Source organism: Dyadobacter sp. CY261, from assembly GCF_021440085.1.
Classification (GTDB): Bacteria; Bacteroidota; Bacteroidia; order Cytophagales; family Spirosomataceae; genus Dyadobacter.
In genome coordinates, this window is sequence record NZ_JAKCPW010000016.1 from 1 (window position 1) to 25,609 (window position 25,609).

Sequence of the window (25,609 nt, forward strand, 5' to 3'; positions counted from 1 at the left end):
TTTGTTATAGCCAGACTGACATCTGTTATAGCCAGACTGACATTCGTTATAGTTAGACTAACGTGACGTTACGCATTCTCGGTTAGCACATTCTCGGTCAGTACATTCTCAGCCTGCGTGCGTTCGGCCATTACTTCGCTCAACGGACGCATATTTGCAGGGATTTCCTGTTCCTTGTCTTCATCTGCCGAGTATGGGAACACATCCAGGATAGGCGTAAGATTAATGTCCGTCACCTCGTAAGGGATCAGGAAGTTGCGCATACTTTCGTTAATACGGTCGAGGGCTTGCTGGATGCCTTCGGAGTTCACGAGCATATAATTCACGATCTTCTTCTCTTTTCCGCTTTTTTCATCGACGGAAAAATAAATGACCTTGGCCTTGAACCACTGTTCGCCGTCCTCATAGGCAAAAAGATCTGCCAGGCGCATTCTTGAAATGGCGGTTACGCTGAAATCGCTGGCATCGGTGACGATCTGTTTGTAGAGCCTCGCTTCGGACTCCGTGTATGAAACGGCGTCCACCAGGTACGTTTCGTTGATCGTTTTTAGCCTTCCTGCCTCATCTTCTTTTTGATACCGAATTTTTCCTAAATACCAGCTGGCCATGTTTGTGTCGATTGGGTGAAAATTTAGAGTTTGCAAATGTAGAGGCTGGGTTGAAAGCACGCAAAAAATAACTCCATAAACTAATAATCCCCGCTACCGGTGTGCGTTCTGATACCTACTGTTTAACTTGCGCAAAATACATTGTAATGAAAAAGCAAATTTGGATGGCTGTAATCGTGCTGATTACTGCTATAATGACGGGTTGCGGCGTAAGCCGACAGGTTTCGGAAGCGAAGGTTTTTGGCGATTGTAAGTACAATATTGCATCTGTAGACAGCGTCTACCTGGCCGGAATCGATATCAGAGAGTTCAGAAATATCAAAAGTTTCAGCGATTTTGACCTGGTAAGATATCCCGGACTAGCTATGGGATTGCTTAGGAAAAATGTTCCGTTAAACCTTCGTGTAAACGTGGATATCACCAATCCTACCCGTAAACGTGCGGCGATCAATCAGTTGGAATACAGGGTTTTGCTTTCAGAGAGTGAGATTTTTAATGGATATCTGAGTCAGCTTATCGAAGTACTGCCTGGCACGACACCTACGCGTGTGCCGGTGAGCCTGCAGACGAATGCCTACCAGTTGATTTCAAATGATCAGACCCGCGATCAGTTCATAAATATGATACTGGCGCTGACGGGCAAGTCCGACGCAAAGCCGACGAAATTCGTTGTTAAAGTGCGACCCACGTTGGATATTGCTGGCAAGCAGGTAAATTATCCAGGGTATATAACTTTTGAAAAGGAAATAACCAGCCAGATGATCACCGGGGCCCGATAACTTTTGATTCAGATTTAAGCATCCAACCACACTGTTTTGAAGCCATTTTTAGAAAATCCTCATTTGTTTGAGTATTATAGCGTTGTCGTCGCTATGCTTTTGCTTTTTGGAGTTACATTTTTTATAAAAAAAATACAGCCTTGGCGGCAATGGCTGGGAATCGGCCTGATCGTAGCACCTGTTCTGTACTTCTTCATTCTGCTTGATGCACACGTCGTCAACATTCCCTACACCGACGATTTCAATCTGCTGGAAACCGTGCAAAAGCTTCGACACTCGCGAGGTTTCGTAGAAATGCTCGAAGTGCTCTTCGAGCAGGTCAACCAGCACAGGTTTGCATTCGAACGCATTGTGATGCTGATTATGTTCGTGCTGACCGGAGCAATCAATATCAAGACGCAAATCATCATTGGAGATCTGTTTTTGCTGGGGATTAGCTATTTGTTGTATATCAATTTCAAAAAAGAAAATATTTCCTGGTATCTGTTCATACCAGTTCCTTATATACTTTTTAACCTCGTTTTCTTCGAGAATGCCTATTGGGGTATCGCGGCATTACAGAACACGCCGTTGATCTTTTTTGCATTCCTGACAGCGCATGGGCTTGCGCGTCAGGATAAGAAAGGCCTTTGGATCGCGATCATCGCCGCATTGCTTACTACCTTCACAAGTGGAAGCGGCATGCTGACTTGGATCGTCGGGATCCTCATTCTATGTTTTCAAAAGCGGTTTCGGAGCTTGTTGTGGTGGGTTTTGGGAAGCATTGTGGTATTGGTCTTCTACTTCTTTTTCGATTATACATTCATTCCGTCGCCCGGTGCGAAGGTGTGGGACCATCCGGTTTTTAATTTGCTTTATATATTTGCTTTTTGGGGAAATGCGCTTTTTCTGGATGTGCGCCATCCGCTCGTCCAGGTTTTTCACGAGGATCTTATTGCCTGCGTTTTGCTTGGGGCTGCGATTGCACTAGTATTTGTCATCTGGGTGGTCCGGATTTTGGTTTCGCGAAAACCCGGCTGGGCGAATTGGTTCCTTTGGGGCGCATTGCTCTTCGTAATGGGCACTGGGGCAATGTTCATGATCAGCCGGCCGATCTCAGACTACGTCATGTATGGCGGTACCGTTTTTTCGAGACGTTATATGGTTTTCGGCGTGGTGCTGCTTGCAACATGCTACGTTTGCCTGATCGTTATTTTGAAGGATTGGGGTAAATGGAGGAATGCCCTTGCCATTGCCGCTGTTCTCGGTTTCGGCACGCTGAATTTTGTCAGTTATTTTCTGTCGATCGCGTCGATACGCAAACTGCACGACGAACTGGTGATCGATGGCTATTTTTGGAAAAATTACAGGACATTCCTCACCGTAGGCGAGCTCTTCACCGACGTCCCTTTCTGGAACCATCCGACGCGCATGAGCAATTTGATCTTAAGTCTTGAATCGGACGGTGTTACGGACTTCTATCAATATTACGATATGCCAGCTCAGCAACAACTGATCCGGCAAACCAGCCAGAAAGCTGAGACGTTCGCGGGGCAGTTTGATGCACAATTCCAGTATAGAAATGGCGACTATAATCGCTATATGAAGTATTTTAAGTTTTCTGCTGCGCCAGAAAAGGAACAGAAAGAAACATTTTATTTTGTACTGGAATCCGCCCGGCACAACATCGTGCTTCCCGCAGTGCCGGTGCCTAATACGTTCCGCGATTTTATACAAAAAGCATCCTATTACAGTAACAATTATCAGTACGCGCTTTATAAACCTAAGCTTCCCGAAGGAAAATACCGCGCCTGGATTATGTCCCGCGGTGATTCCGGCAAATGGGAATCCGTTTATACTGGTAAGCAAGTACTATTTTTCTAGGCTTTTGTAAAGTCTGCCCTCGATTTATGCAAATACTCACTTATAATCTGAACGGCATCCGCGCCGCATTGAAAAACGGCCTGTTAGATTGGCTACAAACCACCCCGGCAGACATCCTTTGTTTCCAGGAAGTAAAAGCCACGCCCGACGTAGTCGACCTGTCCGGCTTCCGGGCACTAGGTTATGAGCTGGTGGGCTGGCATGCTGCCGAGAAAAAGGGTTACAGCGGAGTTGCCATATTTTCCAAGATCAACCCTGACCTCGTGGTTTCCGGTTGCGACATTCCCGCCTATGACGCCGAAGGCAGAGTGCTGCGGGCCGATTTTGGCGATATTACCGTATTGAACTGCTATTTTCCGTCGGGCACCAGCGGAGATGTGCGCCAAGGCGTAAAAATGCGTTTTCTGGCCGATTTTTTTATCTGGGTAAATGAATTGAGAAAAGAACGCCCAAACCTGATCATTTGCGGCGACTATAATATAGCACATGCCGAAATCGACATTCACGATCCTGTGAGGAACAAAAAATCGTCGGGTTTCCTGCCTGAGGAGCGCGCCTGGATGACCGAATGGTTTGCCAGCGGCTACACCGACGCTTTCCGTTTTATGAACCCAACCCTGCGTGAGTACTCCTGGTGGACCTACCGAGCCGGTGCCCGCGGCAATAACAAAGGCTGGCGTATCGATTACATTTCTGTCGCCGACCCGCTCAAATCCCGCATCCTCGCCGCCCGCCAATTCAACGATGCCGTTCATTCGGACCATTGTCCGGTATGGTTGGAAATTCAATAGCCCACTGGCATAAATCCGTATTCCGATAGCGGCGATATTTGTTTATTTTTGGTAGAAGCGAAAACTCAATGACCCATGGATACCGAAATGCAGGTGACTTTAAGAATGGTTAGGCCGATGAGTGATGAAGAATTCTTTCAGTTCTGCCAAATAAACGACACACTAGAGTTCGAAAGGGACTCCTATGGAAATATCATGCTGATGTCACCAACTGGAAGTTTTACAGGTAATTTTCATCCCCACATTCTGGCTGCCGTATATAACTGGAATAGGGAATCCGGTTTGGGCGAAGTTTTCGATTCTTCGGCAGGTTTTACTTTGCCAAATAGTGCGGTTAGAGCTCCCGACATTTCCTGGATCGAGAAGGGCCGATGGGCGAACGCATCCTTAGATAAAAGGAGAGATCGTTTCGTTTCTATATGTCCTGATTTTGTGGTGGAAGTTCGTTCGGAATCAGACGGATTGAAAGACCTAATTAAAAAAATGGAAGAATACATAAGCAATGGTACCCAACTTGGTTGGCTGATTGATCGGTTCGACAAGAAAGTTTGCATATTCCGTTCTGATGGGGCAGTTGAAACCGTAGAAATTAACGCAATGCTTTCTGGTGAAAATGTGCTTCCGGGCTTTTCGCTGGATTTAAGCGAGTGGGTCAACTAGTCGCTTAACCTTTTAACATCACTCAATTTTGTTTCAATACTTCCTCATTTACAAACCTTTCGGCATGCTTTCGCAGTTCTCCCGCGAAGGCGATCATCCAACACTGGCTGATCTCGGTTTCCCATTTGCAAAAGACATTTACCCTGTCGGACGCCTCGATGCAGATAGCGAAGGGCTTTTGTTGCTTACAAATGACAATTTCCTCAAAACAAAATTTCTCGAACCGCGTAACAGACATACGCGTACATACTATGTGCAGGTGGAAGGCGAGGCAACGGACGAAGCCTGCAGGCACCTCGCCAGCGGAGTGATTATTTCCATTAACGGCAAACAATATAAAACGCTACCGGCGGAGATTTCGATAATCGAAGAACCGAAATTGCCGGAGCGCAATCCGCCCATCCGGTTTCGAAAGAATATTCCTACTTCTTGGCTCTCGGTTACATTGCATGAGGGTAAGAACAGGCAGGTGCGGCGGATGACGGCTGCAGCCGGTTTCCCGACGTTACGGCTGGTGCGATGGTCTATTGGAAAAATTTCATTAGCGGATAGGGAAAATAATTTTCCTAACCCCGGGGACGTATGGGAAGTTACACCGAAAGAGGCTAAACTTTTTTATGAGAGAAGCTTTTGACGAGCCGATAAATCATTTGCCCTGACTTGCCAAACCGGCTAGAAGGCTTAATTTTGTACAAATCCTGTTCTTTAAATTAGGCTGATAATTGGCAAAGGCACACAAAGAAACTCCGCTTAATAAACAATACAATCAGATCAAAGCCAAATACCCGGGGGCATTGTTGCTTTTCAGGGTTGGTGATTTTTATGAAACTTTCGGAGAGGATGCGGTAAGGGCTTCTAAAATTCTTGGTATCGTACTGACCCGCCGCAACAATGGTGGGTCACATGAGGAGCTGGCCGGATTTCCACACCATTCGCTGGACAATTATCTGCCGAAGCTTGTCCGTGCGGGCGAACGCGTGGCTATTTGTGATCAACTGGAAGATCCTGCAACCGCTAAGGGCATTGTAAAGCGTGGAGTAACCGAGCTGGTAACGCCGGGTGTGTCGTTCAACGACAATGTCCTGGATATTCGCAAGAACAACTACCTCGCTGCGGTGCATATCGGAAACGACGGTCTGTATGGGATAGCGTTTCTGGATATTTCCACAGGCGAGTTCATGGCTTCACAGGGTAATGCCGCCTATATCGATAAAATGTTGCAGGGTTTTGGCCCGGCAGAAGTGCTTTACTGCAAAAAACACAAGCAGGAATTCAACGAACTCTTCGGAGGAAAATACCATACATTTCATCTGGAAGACTGGTGCTTTGGCTACGACTATGGCTACGAGCAGCTGACCGGGCATTTCCAAACAACCACCTTAAAAGGATACGGCATTGAATCGCTGCCGATGGGGATTGTCGCGGCGGGGGTGATCCTGCATTATCTGCGGGAAACCGAGCACAAAGAAGTCGCACATATCAGCCGCATTACGCGTCTGGAAGAAGAGAAATATGTTTGGCTCGACCGTTTTACGGTCCGCAATCTCGAACTCGTATATCCTCAACAGGAAGGTGGTGTGCCGCTGATCGATATTCTCGATCATACAGTTACACCAATGGGTGCGAGGCTGTTGCGTAAATGGATGGTGCTGCCGTTGAAAGATAAGGCCCCGATCCAGGAGCGCCTCGACACCGTTGAGCATTTTTTGCAGCAGGAAGACTTACACGAATCGCTGGTCCAGTATTTCAAACAGATCGGTGACCTGGAACGGCTGATTTCAAAAGTGGCCGTGCGGCGTATCAATCCACGAGAATTGGTACAGCTCAAAAAATCACTTAAACAGATCGCCCCTGTAAAGGAACTCCTGACGGGTAACATTCTTGGCAAATTTGCCGGCCAACTCGATGTCTGCAAAGTATTGATCGAGAAAATCGAGCATGAAGTTCGGGATGATGCACCGGTGCTTTCAAATCAGGGTCGCATGATCAAAAGCGGCGTCGACAGCGATCTCGACGAGCTCCATGCGATTTCCTACGAAGGCAAAGATTATCTGATTAAACTTCAAAACCGTGAAATTGAGCGTACGGGCATTGGTTCGCTTAAAATTGCCTATAATAAGGTTTTTGGCTATTATCTCGAAGTCACCCATGTTCACCAGAACAAAGTGCCTTCCGACTGGATCCGGAAGCAGACGCTTGTGAATGCTGAACGCTATATCACGCCTGAGCTTAAAGAGTATGAGGAGAAGATCTTGAATGCCGAAGATCGCATAGCAGCAATCGAGTTCAGGATTTTTAGTGAGCTTGTGCAGAAAGCTGCGGAGTTTGTTGCATGCATTCAGCAAAACGCACAGGTGATTTCGGCGCTTGATGTGCTGAGTTCGTTTGCATTGGCCGCCCGGAAAAGCAAATATGCCAAGCCGGTCATCAGCGATGGAAATGAGCTGGATATCAAGGAAGGCCGCCATCCGGTCATCGAGCAACAGTTGCCGGTGGGCGAAAGTTACGTGCCCAATGATGTCTACCTCGATGATGCTACCCAGCAAATCATCATTATTACGGGTCCCAACATGGCCGGTAAGTCTGCCTTGCTAAGGCAAACGGCATTGATCGTGCTCATGGCGCAAATGGGCTCATTCGTACCTGCCAAATCGGCAAAAATAGGATTAGTGGATAAGGTTTTCACGAGGGTTGGCGCGAGCGATAATCTTAGCCGTGGAGAAAGTACATTTATGGTCGAAATGACCGAGACAGCCAGCATTCTGAACAATTTAAGCAGTAAAAGTCTGGTATTAATGGACGAAATTGGTCGCGGAACGAGTACTTACGACGGCGTTTCCATCGCCTGGGCCATTACTGAATATCTTCACAATCAGTCTGATTGCCGTGCGAAAACGCTATTCGCAACGCATTACCACGAACTTAACCAGCTTGCCGAGGATTTTCCGCGCATCAAAAACTTCAATGTGACCGTAAAGGAGGTAGACAATAAAGTGGTTTTCCTACGAAAATTGAAACCGGGCGGTAGTGCACACAGCTTTGGTATCCATGTGGCACAGATAGCTGGTATGCCACAACCAATCGTGCTGCGGGCAAGCGAGATCATGCAGCACCTCGAAAAAGACCACGTCGCACATGAGCATAAAAAGCGTGTGAAGGATATACCGAAGAACAATTTTCAACTGAGCATTTTCGAGCCGGCGGACCCGCGTCTGGAAGAGTTAAAGGAGAAACTGTCGTTGGTCGACGTCAACACATTATCGCCCATAGAGGCACTTTTGAAATTGAACGAATTTCAGAAGCTGATCAAGAAATGATACAATTTTCAATTTAATACCAATCAAAATCTCCTATAACCGATAACCTAGTTTATGAAGAACTCGACCCGTTTTCAGTTGATGGCCATGATGTTCCTGCTCTATTTCGTATGGGGCTCATGGTATGGGCAAATGAGCAAGTATATGTTTACAGAGTTGGGCGCAACGGGCGGCCAGGTCGGAAATGCTTACGCGGCCTTTTCCATTGCGATGATCATCGCGCCGTTTTTTGTCGGAATGATCGCCGACCGTTATTTTGCTGCGCAGAAAGTTTTGGGCATATTAAGCCTCGTGGGGGCGGGCATTCTTTACGTATTGTCAGGGATTAAAGACCCTGACACGTTTTTCTGGGTGATATTGGTGTACTGTATCACGTTCGCGCCTACTATGTCGCTGACCACGTCCATTGCCATGCAGCAAGTGACTGATTCAGAGAAGGACTTTCCCGGCATCCGTGTAATGGGAACTGTGGCCTGGATCGTCGTTACGAACATTATCGGTTACTACGACATTGGCAGCACGGCCCTCATTTTCAAGATCTCGATGTTCTCGGCAGCATTTCTGGGCGTTTATTCATTTTTTTTGCCTGATACCCCTCCAAAGCCAAGCACGCAGACATCATTCTCCGATATCCTTGGTCTGGACGCATTTAAATTGTTCAAAGACCGCTCTTTCGCTATATTCTTTATTTCCTCGCTTCTGATCTGTATCCCATTATCGTTCTATTACGCGATGGCAAACCCATCGCTGACGGATTCCGGAATGACCAATGTGGAAAATAAAATGTCGCTAGGCCAGGCTTCCGAAGTAATATTCATGCTTTTGATCCCATTTGCATTTGCGCGTTTCGGTGTGAAATGGATGCTGGTTGTAGGTCTGATCGCATGGATCATCCGTTTCGTCGGCTTTGGGTATGGTGATGCTTCCAGCGAATGGCTGCTTTACCTAGCAATTGTTTTGCATGGGGTTTGCTATGACTTCTTCTTTGTTACAGGTCAGATCTACACCGACACCAAGGCAGGTGAAAAATACCGTTCTTCTGCACAAGGTTTGATCTCCATTGCCACTTATGGTATCGGAATGGGGATCGGCTCATGGATGTCAGGCGTTGTGGCCGATATATACACGGTGGACAGCGTGAAAAACTGGACCAGCATATGGATGGTACCCGCGGGCATTGCTGCTGTCGTATTGGTGCTTTTTGTGTTATTCTTCCGTGATAACAAGGTCAAAGCCACATCATGAAATCGTTCATAACCATCGGCCTTCTAATATTGTCCAATGCCTTCATGACAATGGCGTGGTACGGGCATTTGAAATTCAAGGAGCTGAATTGGTTTAGCAAACTGGGACTGTTTTCCATTATTCTCATAAGCTGGGGAATAGCCCTGTTTGAATATTGTTTCCAGGTTCCTGCCAACAGGATCGGTTTTAAGGAAAATGGAGGGCCATTTTCGCTCGTTGAACTGAAAGTGATCCAGGAAGTAATAACGCTGGTTATTTTTACGATTTTTACACTGGTCTTCTTCAAAACGGAAACCTTTCGTTGGAACCACTTCGTCGGGTTTCTCTTTCTGATACTCGCAGTTTACTTTATATTCAAAAAATAAGCAAATGGCCTGCAAGCGAAACTTGCAGGCCATTTGCTTATTGATTTATCACCAATCGTCGTCGTCGTTAATGCGGCGACCGTAATCTTTCGATCCGCCTCCGCCTTTTTTGTTGTAGCGGTCTTCGACTTTGGGTCTGCCCCCCTGGTTACGGTTATGGTCGCGGTCGTGGTGTCCCTTATCGCGTTGTTTGTCCGCACTTCGGAAGTTACTTCCACCAACACCACCCGCGAATCCGCGATCAGGTAGACTGCTCCGGTCGCCCGGCACGCGACCAGCGGGGCTACGGGTAGCCGGGTTGCGTGCAGCCGGGTTAGCGGCAGTTTTAGCTGATGCATCGTCATCATCCGGTTCGTCGTCGTCCAGTGATGCGGGCTTGGTGTAATCCCGCCCGGTATTTCTGTCTTCTGTCTGATATCCACCTCGGTTGCCTGTCGTGTCGTTACCGGTCGGTCTTGGCCGGTTAAAGCCCCCCCCGTTACGAGTATCCGGCCGGGGAGCGCTATTGTCGCCTCTGGGTTCTCTCTTTTGGGATTCATTCACAACCAGTGGTCGGCCGTACATGTCCGCCCCATTTAATGCATTAATGGCGGCCCTGGCCTCCACTTCATCGGGCATTTCTACAAACCCGAAACCTTTGCTTTGACGCGTGATCTTGTCAATGATGATTTTCGCCGAGTTCACTTTGCCATACTTTTCGAAAGCTTCACGCAGCTCGCTTTCTCTTAACTTAAAAGAAAGACTCCCAACAAAAATGTCCATGAAACGCCTTGTTTTTGATTGATTTAGATGTTATAAATATATTTACTTTAGTTGATAAGCCACGACATTGTTTTTCCATGAAGGCTGGGACGTAGACAATCTTCATGGCAGCGTCGTAACCAATATTGGCAGAATTCGGGTTGTCTGCGCTAGCGTCGTGTAACTTTTCGGTAGTTCCGTCCGATTTTATATAATGAACCGCACCGGCCAGCATCTATTTTCATAGCAAGAGCCAAACCTGGCTTATTTACTTTTCTTGACCTTGATTTTCTGTTTATTATATCAAAGCTAAATAAAATTGCCCAATCTGATCCAAGAGGGCATTTTTTAATTTTTTTCTATAATTTAAGCCTCTCGTCATAAATGAAATCCCTGATCGATTGGATAGCGTAGGTGGTTGCTTTGCGGAAGAGTGGGTTTAGCAGATAGTTGAATTCATCTTCCATAATCGCAGAGGGAATTTTAAAGATCCCGTAATCGGCCTTTCGAAGCAATACAGTGCCAAAATCCTTTGCCGAAGCGGGTGCAGGGGCGATTTTCCAGTCTCCGGGCAATGCATTTATGGGCAAGTCGAAGATGTATGCAGGGTCAATTTCAAAGGTAGTGATGCTCAGTGCCCGGGGAATATTGTCGATATTAACATTGGCGGTATACTTGAGTAAAGCCAGCGCCCGGCTTTCCGAAGCGTAAATGCATGGGGTGAGTTTATGATTCTGTATACCATCATGTATTAGGGCATTTAAGAATAAACACCATAGTCGATCCGGCCGATCAGGTTCTTGACCTCTTCCCGGCCAAACTGATTATCCAGAAAATCAAAAGGGCGTTCGTTGCCCAGCGCCTGGTTGGGCCTGAAAATCCAATGGTTGAAGCGCTCAATGTCCTCAAAAACCTCATATCCGTAAGAATAGATATCAGCCAGACTGATGATTCTTTCGCTCAGTGCCTGATTGAATTTTTCATCCCCTTTTTTGTTGATCAGGGTTGCACGCGCCACCGACAATGCATTGGCCAGCTGATCATAATCCAGCCCCGTTTTGCCTTTAAAACGTTCAAAGTCATTCTTACTGATCCCTTTCCGGATCATATCGATCTTGAAAGCAGGTCATTTGGCTTTCAGGACGTTGCAGTGGAGATTTAAATATAATGCCGGGATTGTGCAGGGGTATGGGCCGCATAAGGCTCGTTGAAGGCCGTGTCGGGGGTTTCTTCCAATTCAGGGTAGTTTTTTAGTGTGTGTTTTTCATAGTTCAAAAAATTACTAATGTGAGTATAAGTTTATACTTATTTACAATAGTAAAAATGCCCCACAAATTTGCAGGGCATTTCTTAATATCATTTTTTCTTCTTTGTTTTTTTCTTATCGGTGTCAACGGGTTCCGGATTGGCTTTGGTCAGGTCCTTGATGCGGATGTTCCTGAATTTGAGCTCCGAACCGTGGCCCAGGAAGCCGAGATGTCCGCTGGTCCGTTTGAGGCCGGGATGCTCCTTATGATCGACGGTGCCGTTTTTGCTGGCTTCGGCCAGGTCGCCGTCTAGGATCACGGTACCATTCAGTGTTACCTTGATCTTCGAGCCTTGAACACGCACTTCTTCATAGTTCCATTCGCCAAGCGGTTTCAAGAAGCCTCTTTTAGCAGGAATAATGCCGTAGGCCGAGCCGTGGTATTGGTATTCGTGCAGGTCTTTGTAAATATCGGCGTCATTATCCAAGATCTGGATTTCTGTTCCTACGTATGCTGCGTCGCCTTCCATAGGTGTACGAATGCCCAATCCGTTATTAGCACCGGGCGTAAGCTGGAACTCGAAACGGAAGTCGAAGTCGCTGTATTCGTCTTTGGTATAGAGGTTACCCGTGCCGCCTTTTTTAGGATCTACCACCAGTTCACCACCTTGAATGAAATAGTCGGTTTTGTTGCCCACCCATTCAAACATATTGGTACCGTCGAAGAGCACTTTAAAGCCATCCTTTTGTTCGGGTTCCGGTAATGCAAATTCGGGACGGGGTATTTCGCGTACGAAAATGTCGCGATAATGGATTTCGTTTCCGTGTGCCTGCAATTCCAGCTGTTCTTTCGCAAAAATGGGCAGGTTACGATCCCAGTAATTTTCCAGCACTACGTTATCCACCACATTCTCGCCGTTCAGATCCACGGAAACACGGTCTCCGATCATGGTAATGTGGAAGGTATTCCATTCACCAATAGCATTATCGGCCACTTTGGACGGTTTGCTAGGGTTTTTCTGATTATTATACAACCCACCGGAACCTACTTGCGCGCCCACTTTAACACGTGCAGTGTCCCAGACCTGTACCTGTGGAGTACCACGCAGATAAATGCCTGCATCGCCGTCTTTCTGAATTTGCCAGTCGACGTACATTTCGAAGTCACCATATTGTTTTACGGTGCAAAGGTTGTCGCCGTGGCCGGAGAAAACCAGTTCGCCGTCTTTGGCAAACCAATCTTTAAATGCTGCTTCATCGGCCTTCTTTTGTTTGAAAGCCAGCGAATCGGCGCTCATTTTGGCGCGGGCAATTGGGTTTTGTACCAGACCTTTCCAGCCTGTCAGGTCTTTACCATTGAACAGCGGCACAAAGCCTTCTCCCGCAGGTAATTCAGCTAAATGCTTGCGGATGGATTCCCGCTGGTAATCGGCGTCTTGTCCTTTCAAAAGAGGCGCAGCTTTGGTCAGAAGCTCCCGGATTTCAGCGCTGTACAAGTTTTTGTTAGCCAATGCAATGCTCATGACGGCCTGTGCTGCGGCTTGCTGTGTACCAGCATTATCCAGGTATTTACCAGCCAGTAACAACGAATTCAATGTCCGGTTTCTACCTAATTCTTTCAGGATAGCCTCTTTTTGAACATCAGTTTTTGCGATCGCCAACGCTTCGCGTAGCAAAATTACCTTATTGGTGGCAGTTTTGCCGGATTTGGCGGTTGCAGCCACATAGCCGATCAATGCGGTATTGAAATCATCCGCATCCGAAGTGCTGCGGGCGATGATGAGCAATTCTTTCGCCGCGCTTGCGTCTGCCCAGGTGGAAAGTGCCGAGATAGCGGCTTTTTTCTTAGCTGCATCACCGCTTCCGTAAGCAGAAACCACCGAAGCCAATGCTTTTTTGCCACCGATGCTGGCCAGTATTGAGAGGTAATTGCCTTGTTTGTCGGACGGAGATGCGGCTGTTTGTTTCAAAATGGCCTCAGTCTGGCTGTTCGCGTCACCGCTTTCTTTGATGGCTGTGCTAATGGCCTGTTGCGTCGCGGCAACTTCCTCGGGAGCTGTTGTAGCGTTTAGCAGTGCATACAGCTGCGGCAAGTCATTACCGGTGGCCAGCGATTTCAATGCATTGAATGCCGATTTACGAACTTCCGGATTGGTACTTTTCAACTGGGCCGAAACAACTGGTAGTTTGGAGCTCGCTTCACGTGCAGCAAGCACGTCGATCAATGCAGATTGTGCAGGTGCTGGAACGGTTGGAATAGCCGTAGCAACCTGATCTACCAGTGAAGCTCCTTTGATCGTCAGCAAACTGCTTTTGACAGCCGCGATTTCCTCCGCATTGGCTGTTTTTAAAACAGAGATTAATTTAGCAACACTGCCGTCCTGCCCGATTTTTCCCGCTGCCCAGATTGCAGCCGTTTTTACCTTGCTATCCTTGGAAGACAGGGATTTTATTACAACTGGCAATGCATCCTTCGATCCCGCATGGCCCAGCATCGTGATAATCTCGGCTTGTACGGTCGGATTCGCCTTTTTGAATGCATTTAGCCAAGGCGTAGTGCCGTCGGCCATCAGGTACTTTTGTCCCAATTTCAATGCGGCCGCACGGTATTGGGCATCGGTGCTTTGCAATGCACTAACCAGTACCGGTACGGATTCTCTTTTCTTGATATCCGAATAAATCTTCAATGCGGAAGAACGTGTAGCCGATTGCTTAGCCTCAGGCGTATTTTTGATCAACGCCAGTGCCGACTTTTCAGCAGCGGCTGCATTGCCATTGGCTGCAAGCTGTGCCAGATATTTTAGATAAACGGCGGTAGCATCTGTTACGTCATAACCATAAGCCGCTTTCTGCGCTGCTCCTGCCAGAATGGTTTCCGAAGAGGGGACACCGATTTCAGAAAGTGCATACAGACTGACTTTACGCAGTTTCAGATCATCGCTGGTTGCGGTTTTTTCAATGGCAGGCGCAGCCTCTTGATAATGGCTGCCGCCTAATGCCTCTGTAATCGCCAATTGAGCGCTGCCGCCGGCATTGTCCAATGCTTGCAGCAATGCAGCGCCGGCAGCCGGCGAGCCTATGCGTGATAATGTACGTGCCGCGGGTTGGGAGAGTCTTTCATCCTTCAAATAACCTTTTAAGACCTCCACCGATTCATCCTTACCGACTGTTTGGAGCTGATAAATGAGGAAGTTTTTGCTGTCCGGATCGGTGATTTTGGATAACGCTTCTCCATAAGCTTCTGCGGCATCTTTGCGCAATGCATCTTTGCCGGCCTGCGAAGCATAATAGGTGAAGCCGCCCAGGGCATACTGTATTTTGGTATTGTCCCCTTTGCCAAGCGGCGTAAGCATCGAAGCGATCTGAACCAGGCCGGGCTTACCCAGCTGGGCGAGTTCCTCCATGTTTTTCTTCAATGCCGCCTCGTTTTGCGACGGGAATTTTGACAATACCGCCTTGACTTTTGCATCAAGCGAATTGTCAGTTTGGGCCATGAGCTGCGAGGAAGCCAGGCAGAAGGCCAGAATATGGTGTAATTGTTTTTTCATCGGAAATGCCGGTGCTACAAGCCTGGGGCCTGCAATAGCTAGCTTTTGAGTTCTTAAATGGTCCAGGGAGCGCGCATGGGTTGGTTGATCAGCCGGTTTGCACCTTCGTCGTCGATAAATTCCTGCTTGTCGGGATCATATTTCAATGACCTGCCGAGACGCAAGGCGATGAGCCCCATGTTCACAATTGTGCAGGAACGGTGACCGTTTTCTTCGTTGAGTGCAAATTTCTTCCTGTTCTTAACGGCGTCCACGAAGTCGGTAACCTGTGGCTCCGGATCGGGGAATGCGGCGAGTTTCTTTTCCAGATCAGGAATATCTGATTTGAAATTTGGGTACAATTTACCTTTTGGGCCTTCAATGTAAGCTACTTTTTCGTCTTTTGCCTCTCCATCGAGCACGATCTGGCAGCCATCGGCATAAGTGTAAGTAATACGGCGCCAGGTGCCGACAGCTTCGGTATGCTGCTGGGGCGCGTCCACTTCCACGCTTACCGGACTGGTATCGTCTTTGCCGAGGAAATATTGAATGGGGTCGATGTAATGCTGGCCCATATCACCGAGGCCGCCGCCATCATAATCCCAGTAGCCGCGGAATGTCTGATGAACGCGGTGTTCACTGTATGGTTTGTAAGGTGCCGGTCCGAGCCACATATCATAGTCGAGCTCGGATGGTACCGGCTGAGGTGCATTATTTGTTTTACCTACCCAATAAAATTTCCAGTCGAAACCGGTATGCTTGCTGACAGTCACTTTCAAAGGCCATCCAAGCAATCCACTCTGAACCAGTTTTTTAATGGGTTTTACGGTTGTATTCATTCCATAGAAATTGCTTTCAAAGCGGAACCAGGTATTGAGACGGAAAACTCTTCCATGCTGCTGCACGGCTTCGACGAGACGTTTGCCTTCGCCGATTGTACGTGTCATCGGTTTTTCACACCAAACGTCCTTTCCTGCACGGGCGGCGTCGGCGGCGATAATGCCATGCCAGTGTGGCGGCGTAGCCACGTGTACAATGTCCACTTCCGGAAGCTGGATCAGCTCGCGGTAATCGGAAAAGGTCTTAATGCCCTTATCCACCATATTCACCGCAATGTCAAGGTGCTTTTTGTCGACATCACACAATGCGACTACTTTGGTACCTGCGTAGGGGATGTGGCCTCGGCCCATGGAGCCGGTGCCGACGATGGCTTTTGTGAGCGTGTCGCTAGGGGCGAGGTAACCTTTTCCCAGCACATGGCGGGGAACGATCGAAAACGTAGCCAGCGTAGCCAGCGAGCCTTTGATAAAGTTCCTCCGGGAGGCGCTCCTCCGGGAGCCGGAAGTTCCTTTCTCTTCTTTCATTAGGTTAAGGTTCTTTAGGAAATAAAATTGATTGCTAAGTGCTTGTGAAATTATCACAATATCAGGAATGCGCCAAAGCATTCCCAGCATTACCCCACATTAATGAGGCGAGGCTACGGAATAGACCCGAAAATCTGAAAAAAGTTACAATACGCGCTGCGTGCTCGTTACAATGGTATGTTCCCGTGTTTTTTTCGGGGCAATACAGCTACCTTGTTTTGTAGCATTTCGAATGCCCGGATGAGCTTGGCGCGGGTCTGGTCGGGATGGATTACCTCATCGATGTAACCCCGGTGCGCGGCGCGGTAAGGGTTGGTAAATTTGTGGGTATACTCGTCGATTTTCTCCTGCAATTTCTCCGCCGGGTTTTCTGCTTGTGCGATCTCGCGTTTGAAAATGATCTCGGCAGCGCCGCTCGCGCCCATAACTGCTATTTCAGCGGAAGGCCATGCAAAGTTCATATCCGCGCCGATGTGTTTGGAATTCATCACATCATACGCGCCCCCGTACGCCTTACGCGTGATGACCGTAATGCGCGGGACCGTGGCCTCGCAGAATGCATAGAGAAGTTTCGCGCCGTTGGTAATGATGGCATTCCACTCCTGGTCGGTACCGGGCAGGAAGCCGGGGACGTCTTCGAGAACGAGCAATGGAATATTGAAACTGTCGCAGAATCGGACAAAGCGGGCCGCTTTCTGGCTTGCATGAATGTCGAGTACACCTGCGAGAACGGCAGGCTGATTGGCCACAATGCCGATACTGCGTCCTGCTATCCGCGAGAAACCTACGACGATATTTTCGGCGAAATTTTCGTGTACTTCAAAAAAACTATCCGGATCGGAGAGCTCGGTAATGACCTCCCGCATGTCGTACGGCTGATTGGCACTTTCCGGAATGAGGCTGTTCAGTGCAGGCCGGAGCTCGTCGCCTGGCGTGTAAGGATAGCGGGGAGCGTCGTCCTCGCAATTCTGCGGCATATAACTCAGTAACTTCTTGATAGAAAGCAGGCATTCGACCTCATTGGCCGAAACGAAATGCGTAACCCCCGATTTAGTTGCATGGGTCATCGCGCCTCCGAGCTCTTCGGAAGTTACCTCTTCATGAGTTACGGTTTTAACTACATTGGGCCCGGTCACGAACATATAGCTCGTGTTCTCAACCATCAAAATGAAATCAGTGATCGCAGGGGAATATACGGCACCGCCCGCGCAAGGCCCCATTACGGCTGAAATCTGCGGGATCACGCCCGAGGCTAATGTATTTTTGTAGAAAATATCGGCATACCCCGCGAGTGAGAGCACGCCTTCCTGAATCCGTGCGCCACCAGAGTCGTTCAAACCGATCAACGGTGCGCCGTTTTTCATTGCCAAATCCATAATCTTACAGATTTTCTCCGCGTGCGTCTCCGACAACGAGCCGCCAAAAACCGTGAAATCCTGCGCAAAAACGTACACTAGCCGGCCGTTGACCTTGCCATAACCCGTCACGACGCCATCGCCTAGGTAATGCTCCCTATCAAGGCCAAAATCCTTGCTCCGGTGCATTACAAAGCGGCCGATTTCTTCGAAGGAACCCTTGTCGAGCAGTATGGAAACGCGTTCGCGTGCGGTGAGTTTGCCCTTTGCATGTTGCGCCTGAATCCTGTTTTCTCCACCGCCGAGTTCAGCCTCCGCATTTTTTTGATCTAAAAGTTCTTTTTTTGAAGCGGCGGCCGATTGGTATTCCATGTAATACAGGCGATATGGTTACATTTGTTGTTGAACGGGTTATAAATATAGTGTCATTTTTAATGATTCCGGAAATTATTGGATGTTTATGAGGTCGATAGGCTGCGGTATGTTTTTCCTGCTAACATGGCTTTGTTCACCTTGGAATGTACTGCATGCGCAAACCACGGGAGGCCGCACGCGTCTCGATTTCCTCCAATTGCCCGCCCAGGCACGTAGTACTGCACTGGGTTCCAACCATATTACCGCGCAGGGCAATGATCCTGGAATGTTTCTACAAAATCCTGCATTGCTGGATTCCGCCCAAATTAACAATGTGTCGCTGAACCTGATGCCATATCTGGCCGATACTAAATTTGTCAATATGGGTTATGCCAACCGGATACGCAAAACAGGTGGCATCTGGGCGGTAGGACTGCAATACCTGAACTATGGTACTATGCAGGAAACAGATGATATCGGTAATGTGATCGGGGAGTTCAGAGCTGCTGATTATGGCCTCTCGGCCGGTTACGGGCATACATTAGGTGCATTTACAATCGGCGGAACCGCCAAATTCGTAGGAGCTTCTATTGAAAGCTACCAGACGTGGGGAATGGCATTCGACTGGGGAGCAACGTTCAGGCATCCACGGGAAGATCTGACCATCGGTTTTGCAGCCAAAAATTTCGGTTTTTTAAAACAAAATTACGATGGAGCAACTACGCCGGTGTTACCGCTGGACATTAGGGTAGGTGTTACTTTTAAGCCAAAGTATATGCCTATTCGCGTTTCGCTTACAGCCCATCATTTGAACCGCTTTGACATGGTTTACAATGATCCAAACCTCTTTTACACCTACGACATTAATGGGAATAAACTTCCTAAAAAGGCAGGCATAGCCGAAAAGCTAGGCAGACACCTGTCGCTCGGTGCGGAGATTTTGGCACTTTCCAACTTCCGCATCCTGCTCGGTTACGACCATTTGAAAAGACAGGAGCTACGGCTTACAAACCGCGGCGCATTGGCCGGATTCTCATTCGGCGCATGGCTGCGCATTGAGCGGTTTGAAATAGGATACGGAAGAGCACAATATGTGCCCGGCTTCGGCAGCAGTTCGCTTTCCGTGCTAATGAACCTGAAAAATGGGTTTGTTAAAGAAACACAGAAATGAGAGTAGGTAAATCACGTATCACCCATTCACTCATTCGCTGCGTCGGTAATGCAGTTGCACCAACCCTTTCTCAAAAGATTTAGAACTCACTAATTCAAGATTTTGCTCCGGGCGACCGTCCTGGAAAAGGCGGATGCCATCGCCAAGAAATATCGGGATGATAGAAATAATGAGTTCATCGATCAGGTCGTCTTTCATCATTCTATGCACAACCTCCGCTCCGCCGTCGACAAATATGTTTTTTCCCTTTCTTTGTTTAAGGTCAATAATCAACGTTTGCAGATCACTGGTGTAGAAACGAATATTACCTTCCTGCGCTCGCGGTGTGCGGGTGACGATATAGCATTCCTTTTCAGCATGCGGGAAACCGATACCGAACGAGAGCACTTTATCGTAAGTTCTACGGCCGAGAATGACCGCATCGACGGTTTGAATAAAATCGGCATAACCGTAATCTTCTCCCGGTTTTTCAACGATCGAGAGAAATGAGAGGTCTTCGTCGCGCGAAGCAATGTAACCGTCGAGGCTGGCGGCAATGTATAGTATTACTTTTCTGGCCATATGGATCCTTATTGGAGATTGTAGGAAATGGGACGCCAATTTTCCGACAATCGTTGGAACTCAGGAGTCGAGTACTTTGCCTTTTTCAAGTTTGAGGTAATGTGTTACGCAGCTCGGGATTTCGTTCGGATAATGCGAAACGTAAATCAAAGTCCGCTGATCGGTGTCGCAAATAGCATTCACCACCGATTTGAAATAATCGATTGCATCGGAATCTAGTCCCTGGCAAGGCTCGTCAAGGATCAAGAGCGGCGGGTTTTTAACCAATGCGCGGGCCAGCAACACCATTCTTTGCTGACCTTTTGAAAGTTGTGAAAAATCTTTTTCAATCAACCCATGCACATGTAGCAGCTCCGCCACCTCGTGCACGCGCTCGATTTGCGTTTCAGTCAATTTTTTGAAGAAAACTCCGGTAGCATCAAAAAAACCGGAAGCGATGGTCTTGAAAACAGTCGTATTTCTGGGGAAATATAAATGCAGCTCTGGTGAGACGTGCCCGATCTTTTGCTTGATATCCCAGATCGACGCTCCTGCCCCACCACGTTTTTTGTCAAACAAATCGTAATCATTCGCAAAACGCTGCGGGTTGTCGGCGGTGATGATGCTGAGCAAAGTAGATTTACCGGATCCATTAGGGCCGGACAATGCCCATTTCTCACCTTTGGCTATCTTCCAGTTAACGTTGTCGAGAATTTGGTCGTGACCATATTTTACGTTGATATTCCGCAGATCGAGCGCATAATTAAAGTCAGTAAATTCGGGATGACCGAAATGAGCGAGTTTCTGCGGGTCGGGTTGTGGGAAATGCGTTGTATGCGCTACGCTCGCACGAAATTGCTCCGCCGGTTTCACCGCATCGATCTTTCCTGCTTGCAGTTCCAGCACATGCGTAATGCAAGGTGGTATCTCGGTGGCGGTAGTGGCCATAATAATCGTAACGCCCAGTTTAGTCAACTTTGTCAATGCATTCCGTAGCACCTCACGTGAGTGCACGTCGAGGCCGCTGAATGCGTTGTCGAGCACTAACACTTGTGGTTTTTTCAATAGTGATTTAGCCAGAAGCATTCGTCGGGTCTCACCATTTGAAAGGGTTACGAAAGGGTGGTCGAGCAAATGAGTGAGAGACAGGAGGGAGGTCACGCGTGTTAGCTCCTCTTCACTTACTTTCGACGGATCCAGCTTCACCGATTTGTCATCTACGGTTCCGACCGGTTTCAATTGGTCGGTTAATATTGCCCGTAATGTAGGGGCACGCTCCGATTCATAGGCGTGAAAACGCTGCTGGTAATATTCGGCACCGGCGCTGACGATACGATTGAACGAATAGTCATTGGAAGCGAGTTCGATGGTTTCGCGGAGCGGCGTACTCCATGCGATTTTGCCGGATAGAACAGGCCATTTACCTGCGATTATTTCGAGTAGTACCGATTTTCCGGAGCCATTCGGACCTACTATCGCCCAATTTTCCCCTTGTTCTATATTCCAGCTTATTTCAGAAAGGACAGTTGAATCGTATTTCCGGACGGAAACGTTTTGAAGCGAAATGAGTGTCATGCGGTAAGCCAAACTAATGAATGGGCAAATACTAAAATTTTGGCTTTAAATGGAAACAAAAAAGCATCCGTTTCCGGATGCCGTGGCCAAGCGTTTGAATCAGAATTGTGTAATCAGTGATGTAATTCCATATTGAATTCCTTGATCATCATGTCGACAAATGCCGAAAGATCGTCGGTAGTGCGGCTGGTTATGAGCCCATTGTTGGTTACCACTTCCTGATCTACCCAAATTGCCCCCGCATTTTCGAGGTCGTGGCGAATGGCGGAATAGGATGTCAGTGTGCGACCGATCACCACGTCCGCGTCGATCAGGATCTGAGGGCCATGGCAAATAGCAGCTACCGGTTTACCCGCGACAAAGAATGCGCGTACAAAGTCAATAGCCCTTTGATTGACACGAAGTGCATCGAGCCCCATCACCCCGCCCGGGAGTAAAAGTGCATCGTAATACTCCGCACGCGCCATGTCGAGAGGGACATCTACACGGTGGTTCTCACCCCAGTCAAGATGGCTCCACCCCTTAACAAAGTCTTTGTTGGGTGAGATAACGTGGGTTGTCGCTCCGTGCTGGTTTAGGACTTTTCTGGGGCAGGTCATCTCTACCTGCTCGAATCCATCCGCTACTAGTATAGCGACTTTGATGAAATTCATTGATAGTTCCATGGATTCGGGTGTGGGATTAAAGGGTTAGATTATTATAATAAATAATTGCACAAAAATCATGCCTGAAAATGTGTTTACAATTGCGTCGAGCACGCAGATTACTGCTAGCGTAAGGCTTCCACAGTTGGGGAAATAAGAAAGGTAAGTGTCCTGATTTGGGCAAAACAAAAAGAGCGACATTGCTGCCGCTCTTTTTGTTAGTATTATTCCGTGATTAAATCTCTACTCCACCAACGTTTTCAAAAATCAGGTCACCTTTGGAATTCAGCTCCATCATAATGACCGCATCTTTCGCAACCTGACCGCTTAGAATGCCCTTCGACAATTCATTCAGGATTTTTCTTTGGAGCACCCGTTTCAATGGACGCGCACCGAATGCCGGATCGAAACCTTCTTCACCGAGTTTGGTAAGCGCCTCGTCTGTCGCATCGAGCGTGATACCTTGCTCTTTCAACATATTTTGGATGCCTTTGAACTGGATATCTACGATTTTTCGAATATTTCTCAAAGTCAGCGGTTCAAAGAGCACGATCTCATCGATCCGGTTCAGGAACTCGGGCCTTACCGAGGCTTTCAGCAAATCGAGCACAGCTTGTTTTGCTTCCTCGACGATGAGCGTCCGGTTCCATCCCTCATCTTCCGCGAATTTTTCCTGGATAATGTGGCTGCCGATGTTGGAGGTCATAATAATGATCGTGTTCTTAAAGTTTGCGACACGACCTTTGTTATCCGTCAAACGGCCTTCGTCCAGCACTTGCAGCAGGATATTCCAAACGTCGGGATGAGCCTTTTCAATTTCGTCGAGCAGAATCACGCTGTAAGGTTTACGTCTTACGGCCTCGGTGAGCTGGCCGCCTTCATCGTAACCCACATATCCGGGAGGCGCTCCCACCAGACGGCTTACCGCATGACGTTCCTGGTACTCGCTCATATCGATCCGCACCATGGCATTTTCGTCGTTAAACAGGTATTCTGCCAATGTTTTGGCCAGTTCCGTTTTACCTACACCGGTTGGCCCAAGAAACAGGAAGCTACCAATCGGTCTTTTGGAATCCTGCAAGCCTGCACGGCTCCGGCGAACAGCATCCGACACGACTTCAATCGCCTCATCCTGACCTGCCACGCGGTGGTGTAAATGCTCTTCCAGTTGCAGCAGTTTCTCGCGATCGCTTTGTAGCATTTTGCTCACCGGAATGCCGGTCCATTTGGCAACCACCTCGGCAATGTCTTCCGGCGTGATCTCTTCCTGCATCAGGCTTTCCGCATTTTCCGACTTTTGAAGCTCTTCCAGTTTGGCATTCACCTCCGGAATACGTCCGTAACGGATCTCCGCCACTTTTCCAAAATCCCCGGCGCGTTCAGCTTGTTCAGCTTCCAGGCGGAGTTGCTCGCTTTGTTCTTTTAATGCACGGACCTCATTTACCTTACCTTTTTCATTTTCCCATTGAGCTTTTAAAGCGTTGCGTTGCTCGCTCAGGTCGGCAATTTCCTTGTTCAGGACCGTTTCTTTATCCTTGTTATTTTCCCGGCGGATGGCTTCTCGCTCGATTTCGAGCTGCATAATGCGGCGGTTCAGTTCGTCGAGCTCTTCCGGTACGCTGTCCATTTCGAGGCGCAGTTTGGAAGCGGCTTCGTCCATGAGGTCGATAGCCTTGTCGGGCAGGAAACGGTCGCTGATGTAGCGGTTTGAAAGCTCTACCGCAGCAATTACCGCGTCATCCTGAATGCGGACACCGTGATGCAATTCATATTTTTCTTTAATACCCCTCAAAATACTGATGGCATCGGGAATGTTAGGTTCGTCGACCATTACAGACTGGAAGCGACGTTCCAGCGCCTTATCCTTTTCGACATACTTTTGATATTCTTTCAGAGTCGTCGCACCGATTGCGTGCAACTCACCGCGTGCCAGGGCAGGTTTGAGGAGGTTGGCTGCGTCCATGGCGCCTTCACCACCACTACCGGCACCGATCAGCGTATGGATCTCGTCAATAAAGAGGACAATTTCACCTTCAGAGTCGGTCACCTCTTTGATCACCGCTTTCAACCTTTCTTCAAACTCACCTTTGTACTTCGCACCGGCGATCAGTAAGCCCAAGTCCAGCGACACGATGGTCTTCGATTTCAGGTTTTCGGGAACGTCACCTTGCACGATACGCTGAGCAAGTCCCTCTACAATCGCAGTTTTGCCCACACCCGGCTCGCCAAGAAGGATCGGGTTATTTTTGGTGCGGCGGCTTAGAATTTGCAAAACCCGCCTGATTTCTTCATCGCGGCCGATTACCGGGTCGATTTTTCCGGCTTTGGCCAATTCATTTAAATTCTTGCTGTACCGTTCCAGAGAGCGGTACGTGGCTTCTGCATTTTGATCTTTCACAGGGTTATTTTTTCCTCTAAGTTCTTTGATAGCATTGATCAGTTCCTTTTCCTTAAACCCCAGCTCCTTCATGAGGTTGGCTGTGGAGTCCTTCCCGCTGAGTATTCCCAGTATCAGCAGCTCGATACTGATGAATTCGTCTCCAAATTCTTTCAGGTAATGCTGTGCTTTGCCACTGGCAGCGGCCATATCGTTACCCAAATAGGGTTGGCCTCCGCTTACACGCGGATAGCCGTCCAATATCTTTTGCAACCGGTTGTTAAACAAGTCGGCACTGATATTGAGTTTATTCAATAAGAACAATGATGTATTGGGATCCTCTTCCAGAATGGATTTTAACACATGCCCCGTCTCGATAGCCTGTTGCTGATTGCCCTGGACCATCTGGGCCGCATGCTGGATCACCTCCTGGGCCTTAATGGTATATTGGTTAAAGTTCATGGCGTTGATCGCTTCGTTAATGATACAACGCTACACGAAAAAGGTTGTGCCGAATGATTGAATCGGAAATTTTGTCTCGAAAAAATAGAGTAGAGGGGGCGTTTCGGACAAAATGACAAGGAATTAATGGCTCTTCTTCTCAATCTTCTTGTGAATTTCGAGCGTTTCCGCCAGTGCCGCTGAGCCGTACCACATCAGCAATTCCATATCCAGAAGCTTGGCTTGTACAGCGGGATCAGTCTCAACGAGCTTCTTGGCTTCCTCGATAGAATCCGCGTTCAGGATAAATATGCCGCGGTATTTGTCGTTTTTGAAGAACGGGCCGGCGACCACCAGCTTTCCAGCGTCCGCGAGGCGGGCGATATTCTGCATATGTCCGGCGAAAGCACTGTCCGATGTGCTTTTTGGGACGTTCGTGGCAGTCCCGCTTTTGAGGAATACCATCACATATTTTTTCATACCATATTCATCTGCATTCAGCTTTTTAGCCAGGGTCGAATCGTAAGCAGTGTTATTGGATTGGGCGTTGCTGGCGTTTGAGACGGGGAGCAGGCAGGACAGCAGCAGTGCGAAGTACAGCATTTTCATAAGTCGTCGATTTAAGTGTAGGTCAATAAATGTATTG

General features: G+C 48.1%; 21 protein-coding genes. 9 read left to right on the forward strand and 12 right to left on the reverse strand.

Annotated features, from left to right (window positions below):
* Positions 1 to 68: 68 nt before the first annotated feature.
* Positions 69 to 608 (reverse strand): DUF4494 domain-containing protein, encoded by a 540-nt coding sequence (locus tag LZD49_RS29995; protein ID WP_234671708.1) that lies wholly within the window; start codon positions 606 to 608, stop codon positions 69 to 71.
* 146 nt (positions 609 to 754) lie between these two features.
* Between LZD49_RS29995 and LZD49_RS30000 the strand changes: the two genes are divergently transcribed.
* The 8 genes from LZD49_RS30000 (at position 755) to LZD49_RS30035 (ending at position 9,628) form a co-directional block, all read left to right on the forward strand.
* On the forward strand, positions 755 to 1,387 hold the full coding sequence (locus tag LZD49_RS30000) for a hypothetical protein (RefSeq protein WP_234671710.1): 633 nt from the start codon (positions 755 to 757) through the stop codon (positions 1,385 to 1,387).
* Between the two features lie 36 nt (positions 1,388 to 1,423).
* Positions 1,424 to 3,250, forward strand: coding sequence for a hypothetical protein (locus tag LZD49_RS30005; protein WP_234671712.1), 1,827 nt, complete (start codon positions 1,424 to 1,426; stop codon positions 3,248 to 3,250).
* 26 nt (positions 3,251 to 3,276) lie between these two features.
* The gene (locus LZD49_RS30010; RefSeq protein ID WP_234671714.1) at positions 3,277 to 4,041 is read left to right on the forward strand and encodes an exodeoxyribonuclease III; all 765 of its coding nucleotides are present in this window, start codon (positions 3,277 to 3,279) and stop codon (positions 4,039 to 4,041) included.
* 75 nt (positions 4,042 to 4,116) lie between these two features.
* Positions 4,117 to 4,701, forward strand: coding sequence for a Uma2 family endonuclease (locus tag LZD49_RS30015; protein WP_234671715.1), 585 nt, complete (start codon positions 4,117 to 4,119; stop codon positions 4,699 to 4,701).
* A gap of 28 nt (positions 4,702 to 4,729) precedes the next feature.
* Positions 4,730 to 5,335, forward strand: coding sequence for a pseudouridine synthase (locus LZD49_RS30020; protein WP_234671717.1), 606 nt, complete (start codon positions 4,730 to 4,732; stop codon positions 5,333 to 5,335).
* Positions 5,336 to 5,423: 88 nt separating this feature from the next.
* Positions 5,424 to 8,018, forward strand: coding sequence for a DNA mismatch repair protein MutS (mutS, locus tag LZD49_RS30025; RefSeq protein ID WP_234671719.1), 2,595 nt, complete (start codon positions 5,424 to 5,426; stop codon positions 8,016 to 8,018).
* 54 nt (positions 8,019 to 8,072) lie between these two features.
* Positions 8,073 to 9,263: a nucleoside permease gene (locus LZD49_RS30030; protein WP_234671721.1), complete on the forward strand. Its 1,191-nt coding sequence runs from the start codon at positions 8,073 to 8,075 to the stop codon at positions 9,261 to 9,263.
* Positions 9,260 to 9,628 carry a DMT family protein gene (locus LZD49_RS30035; protein WP_234671722.1) on the forward strand — a complete coding sequence of 123 codons (369 nt, stop codon included), beginning with the start codon at positions 9,260 to 9,262 and terminating at the stop codon, positions 9,626 to 9,628. Before LZD49_RS30030 ends, LZD49_RS30035 begins: the two co-directional genes overlap by 4 nt.
* Positions 9,629 to 9,676: 48 nt before the next feature.
* On the opposite strand, the gene LZD49_RS30040 is transcribed toward LZD49_RS30035, so the two are convergent.
* The 6 genes from LZD49_RS30040 to LZD49_RS30065 all read right to left on the reverse strand — a co-directional run bounded on the left by LZD49_RS30040 (position 9,677) and on the right by LZD49_RS30065 (position 18,233).
* A complete protein-coding gene (locus LZD49_RS30040; protein ID WP_234671723.1) occupies positions 9,677 to 10,390 on the reverse strand; it encodes an RNA-binding protein in 714 nt (237 codons plus the stop codon).
* A gap of 338 nt (positions 10,391 to 10,728) precedes the next feature.
* Positions 10,729 to 11,121: an RES family NAD+ phosphorylase gene (locus LZD49_RS36165; protein ID WP_409021363.1), complete on the reverse strand. Its 393-nt coding sequence runs from the start codon at positions 11,119 to 11,121 to the stop codon at positions 10,729 to 10,731.
* 8 nt (positions 11,122 to 11,129) lie between these two features.
* Positions 11,130 to 11,477, reverse strand: coding sequence for an antitoxin Xre/MbcA/ParS toxin-binding domain-containing protein (locus LZD49_RS30050; protein ID WP_234671725.1), 348 nt, complete (start codon positions 11,475 to 11,477; stop codon positions 11,130 to 11,132).
* 248 nt (positions 11,478 to 11,725) lie between these two features.
* The gene (locus tag LZD49_RS30055; protein ID WP_234671726.1) at positions 11,726 to 15,163 is read right to left on the reverse strand and encodes a family 16 glycoside hydrolase; all 3,438 of its coding nucleotides are present in this window, start codon (positions 15,161 to 15,163) and stop codon (positions 11,726 to 11,728) included.
* 53 nt (positions 15,164 to 15,216) lie between these two features.
* Positions 15,217 to 16,506 carry a Gfo/Idh/MocA family oxidoreductase gene (locus LZD49_RS30060; RefSeq protein WP_234671727.1) on the reverse strand — a complete coding sequence of 430 codons (1,290 nt, stop codon included), beginning with the start codon at positions 16,504 to 16,506 and terminating at the stop codon, positions 15,217 to 15,219.
* A 167-nt stretch (positions 16,507 to 16,673) separates the two neighbouring features.
* On the reverse strand, positions 16,674 to 18,233 hold the full coding sequence (locus LZD49_RS30065) for an acyl-CoA carboxylase subunit beta (protein WP_234671728.1): 1,560 nt from the start codon (positions 18,231 to 18,233) through the stop codon (positions 16,674 to 16,676).
* Between the two features lie 109 nt (positions 18,234 to 18,342).
* Between LZD49_RS30065 and porQ the strand changes: the two genes are divergently transcribed.
* Positions 18,343 to 19,386 carry a type IX secretion system protein PorQ gene (porQ, locus tag LZD49_RS30070; protein ID WP_234671729.1) on the forward strand — a complete coding sequence of 348 codons (1,044 nt, stop codon included), beginning with the start codon at positions 18,343 to 18,345 and terminating at the stop codon, positions 19,384 to 19,386.
* Between the two features lie 30 nt (positions 19,387 to 19,416).
* Here porQ and LZD49_RS30075 read toward each other — a convergent pair whose 3' ends face one another.
* The 5 genes from LZD49_RS30075 to LZD49_RS30095 form a co-directional block, all read right to left on the reverse strand.
* The gene (locus tag LZD49_RS30075) at positions 19,417 to 19,947 is read right to left on the reverse strand and encodes a dihydrofolate reductase family protein (protein ID WP_234671730.1); all 531 of its coding nucleotides are present in this window, start codon (positions 19,945 to 19,947) and stop codon (positions 19,417 to 19,419) included.
* A 60-nt stretch (positions 19,948 to 20,007) separates the two neighbouring features.
* Positions 20,008 to 21,501, reverse strand: coding sequence for an ATP-binding cassette domain-containing protein (locus tag LZD49_RS30080; RefSeq protein WP_234671731.1), 1,494 nt, complete (start codon positions 21,499 to 21,501; stop codon positions 20,008 to 20,010).
* 113 nt (positions 21,502 to 21,614) lie between these two features.
* The gene (locus tag LZD49_RS30085) at positions 21,615 to 22,166 is read right to left on the reverse strand and encodes a type 1 glutamine amidotransferase domain-containing protein (RefSeq protein ID WP_234671733.1); all 552 of its coding nucleotides are present in this window, start codon (positions 22,164 to 22,166) and stop codon (positions 21,615 to 21,617) included.
* 214 nt (positions 22,167 to 22,380) lie between these two features.
* A complete protein-coding gene (gene clpB / locus LZD49_RS30090; protein WP_234671735.1) occupies positions 22,381 to 24,984 on the reverse strand; it encodes an ATP-dependent chaperone ClpB in 2,604 nt (867 codons plus the stop codon).
* Between the two features lie 123 nt (positions 24,985 to 25,107).
* Positions 25,108 to 25,572: a YciI family protein gene (locus tag LZD49_RS30095; protein ID WP_234671737.1), complete on the reverse strand. Its 465-nt coding sequence runs from the start codon at positions 25,570 to 25,572 to the stop codon at positions 25,108 to 25,110.
* Positions 25,573 to 25,609 lie beyond the last annotated feature (37 nt).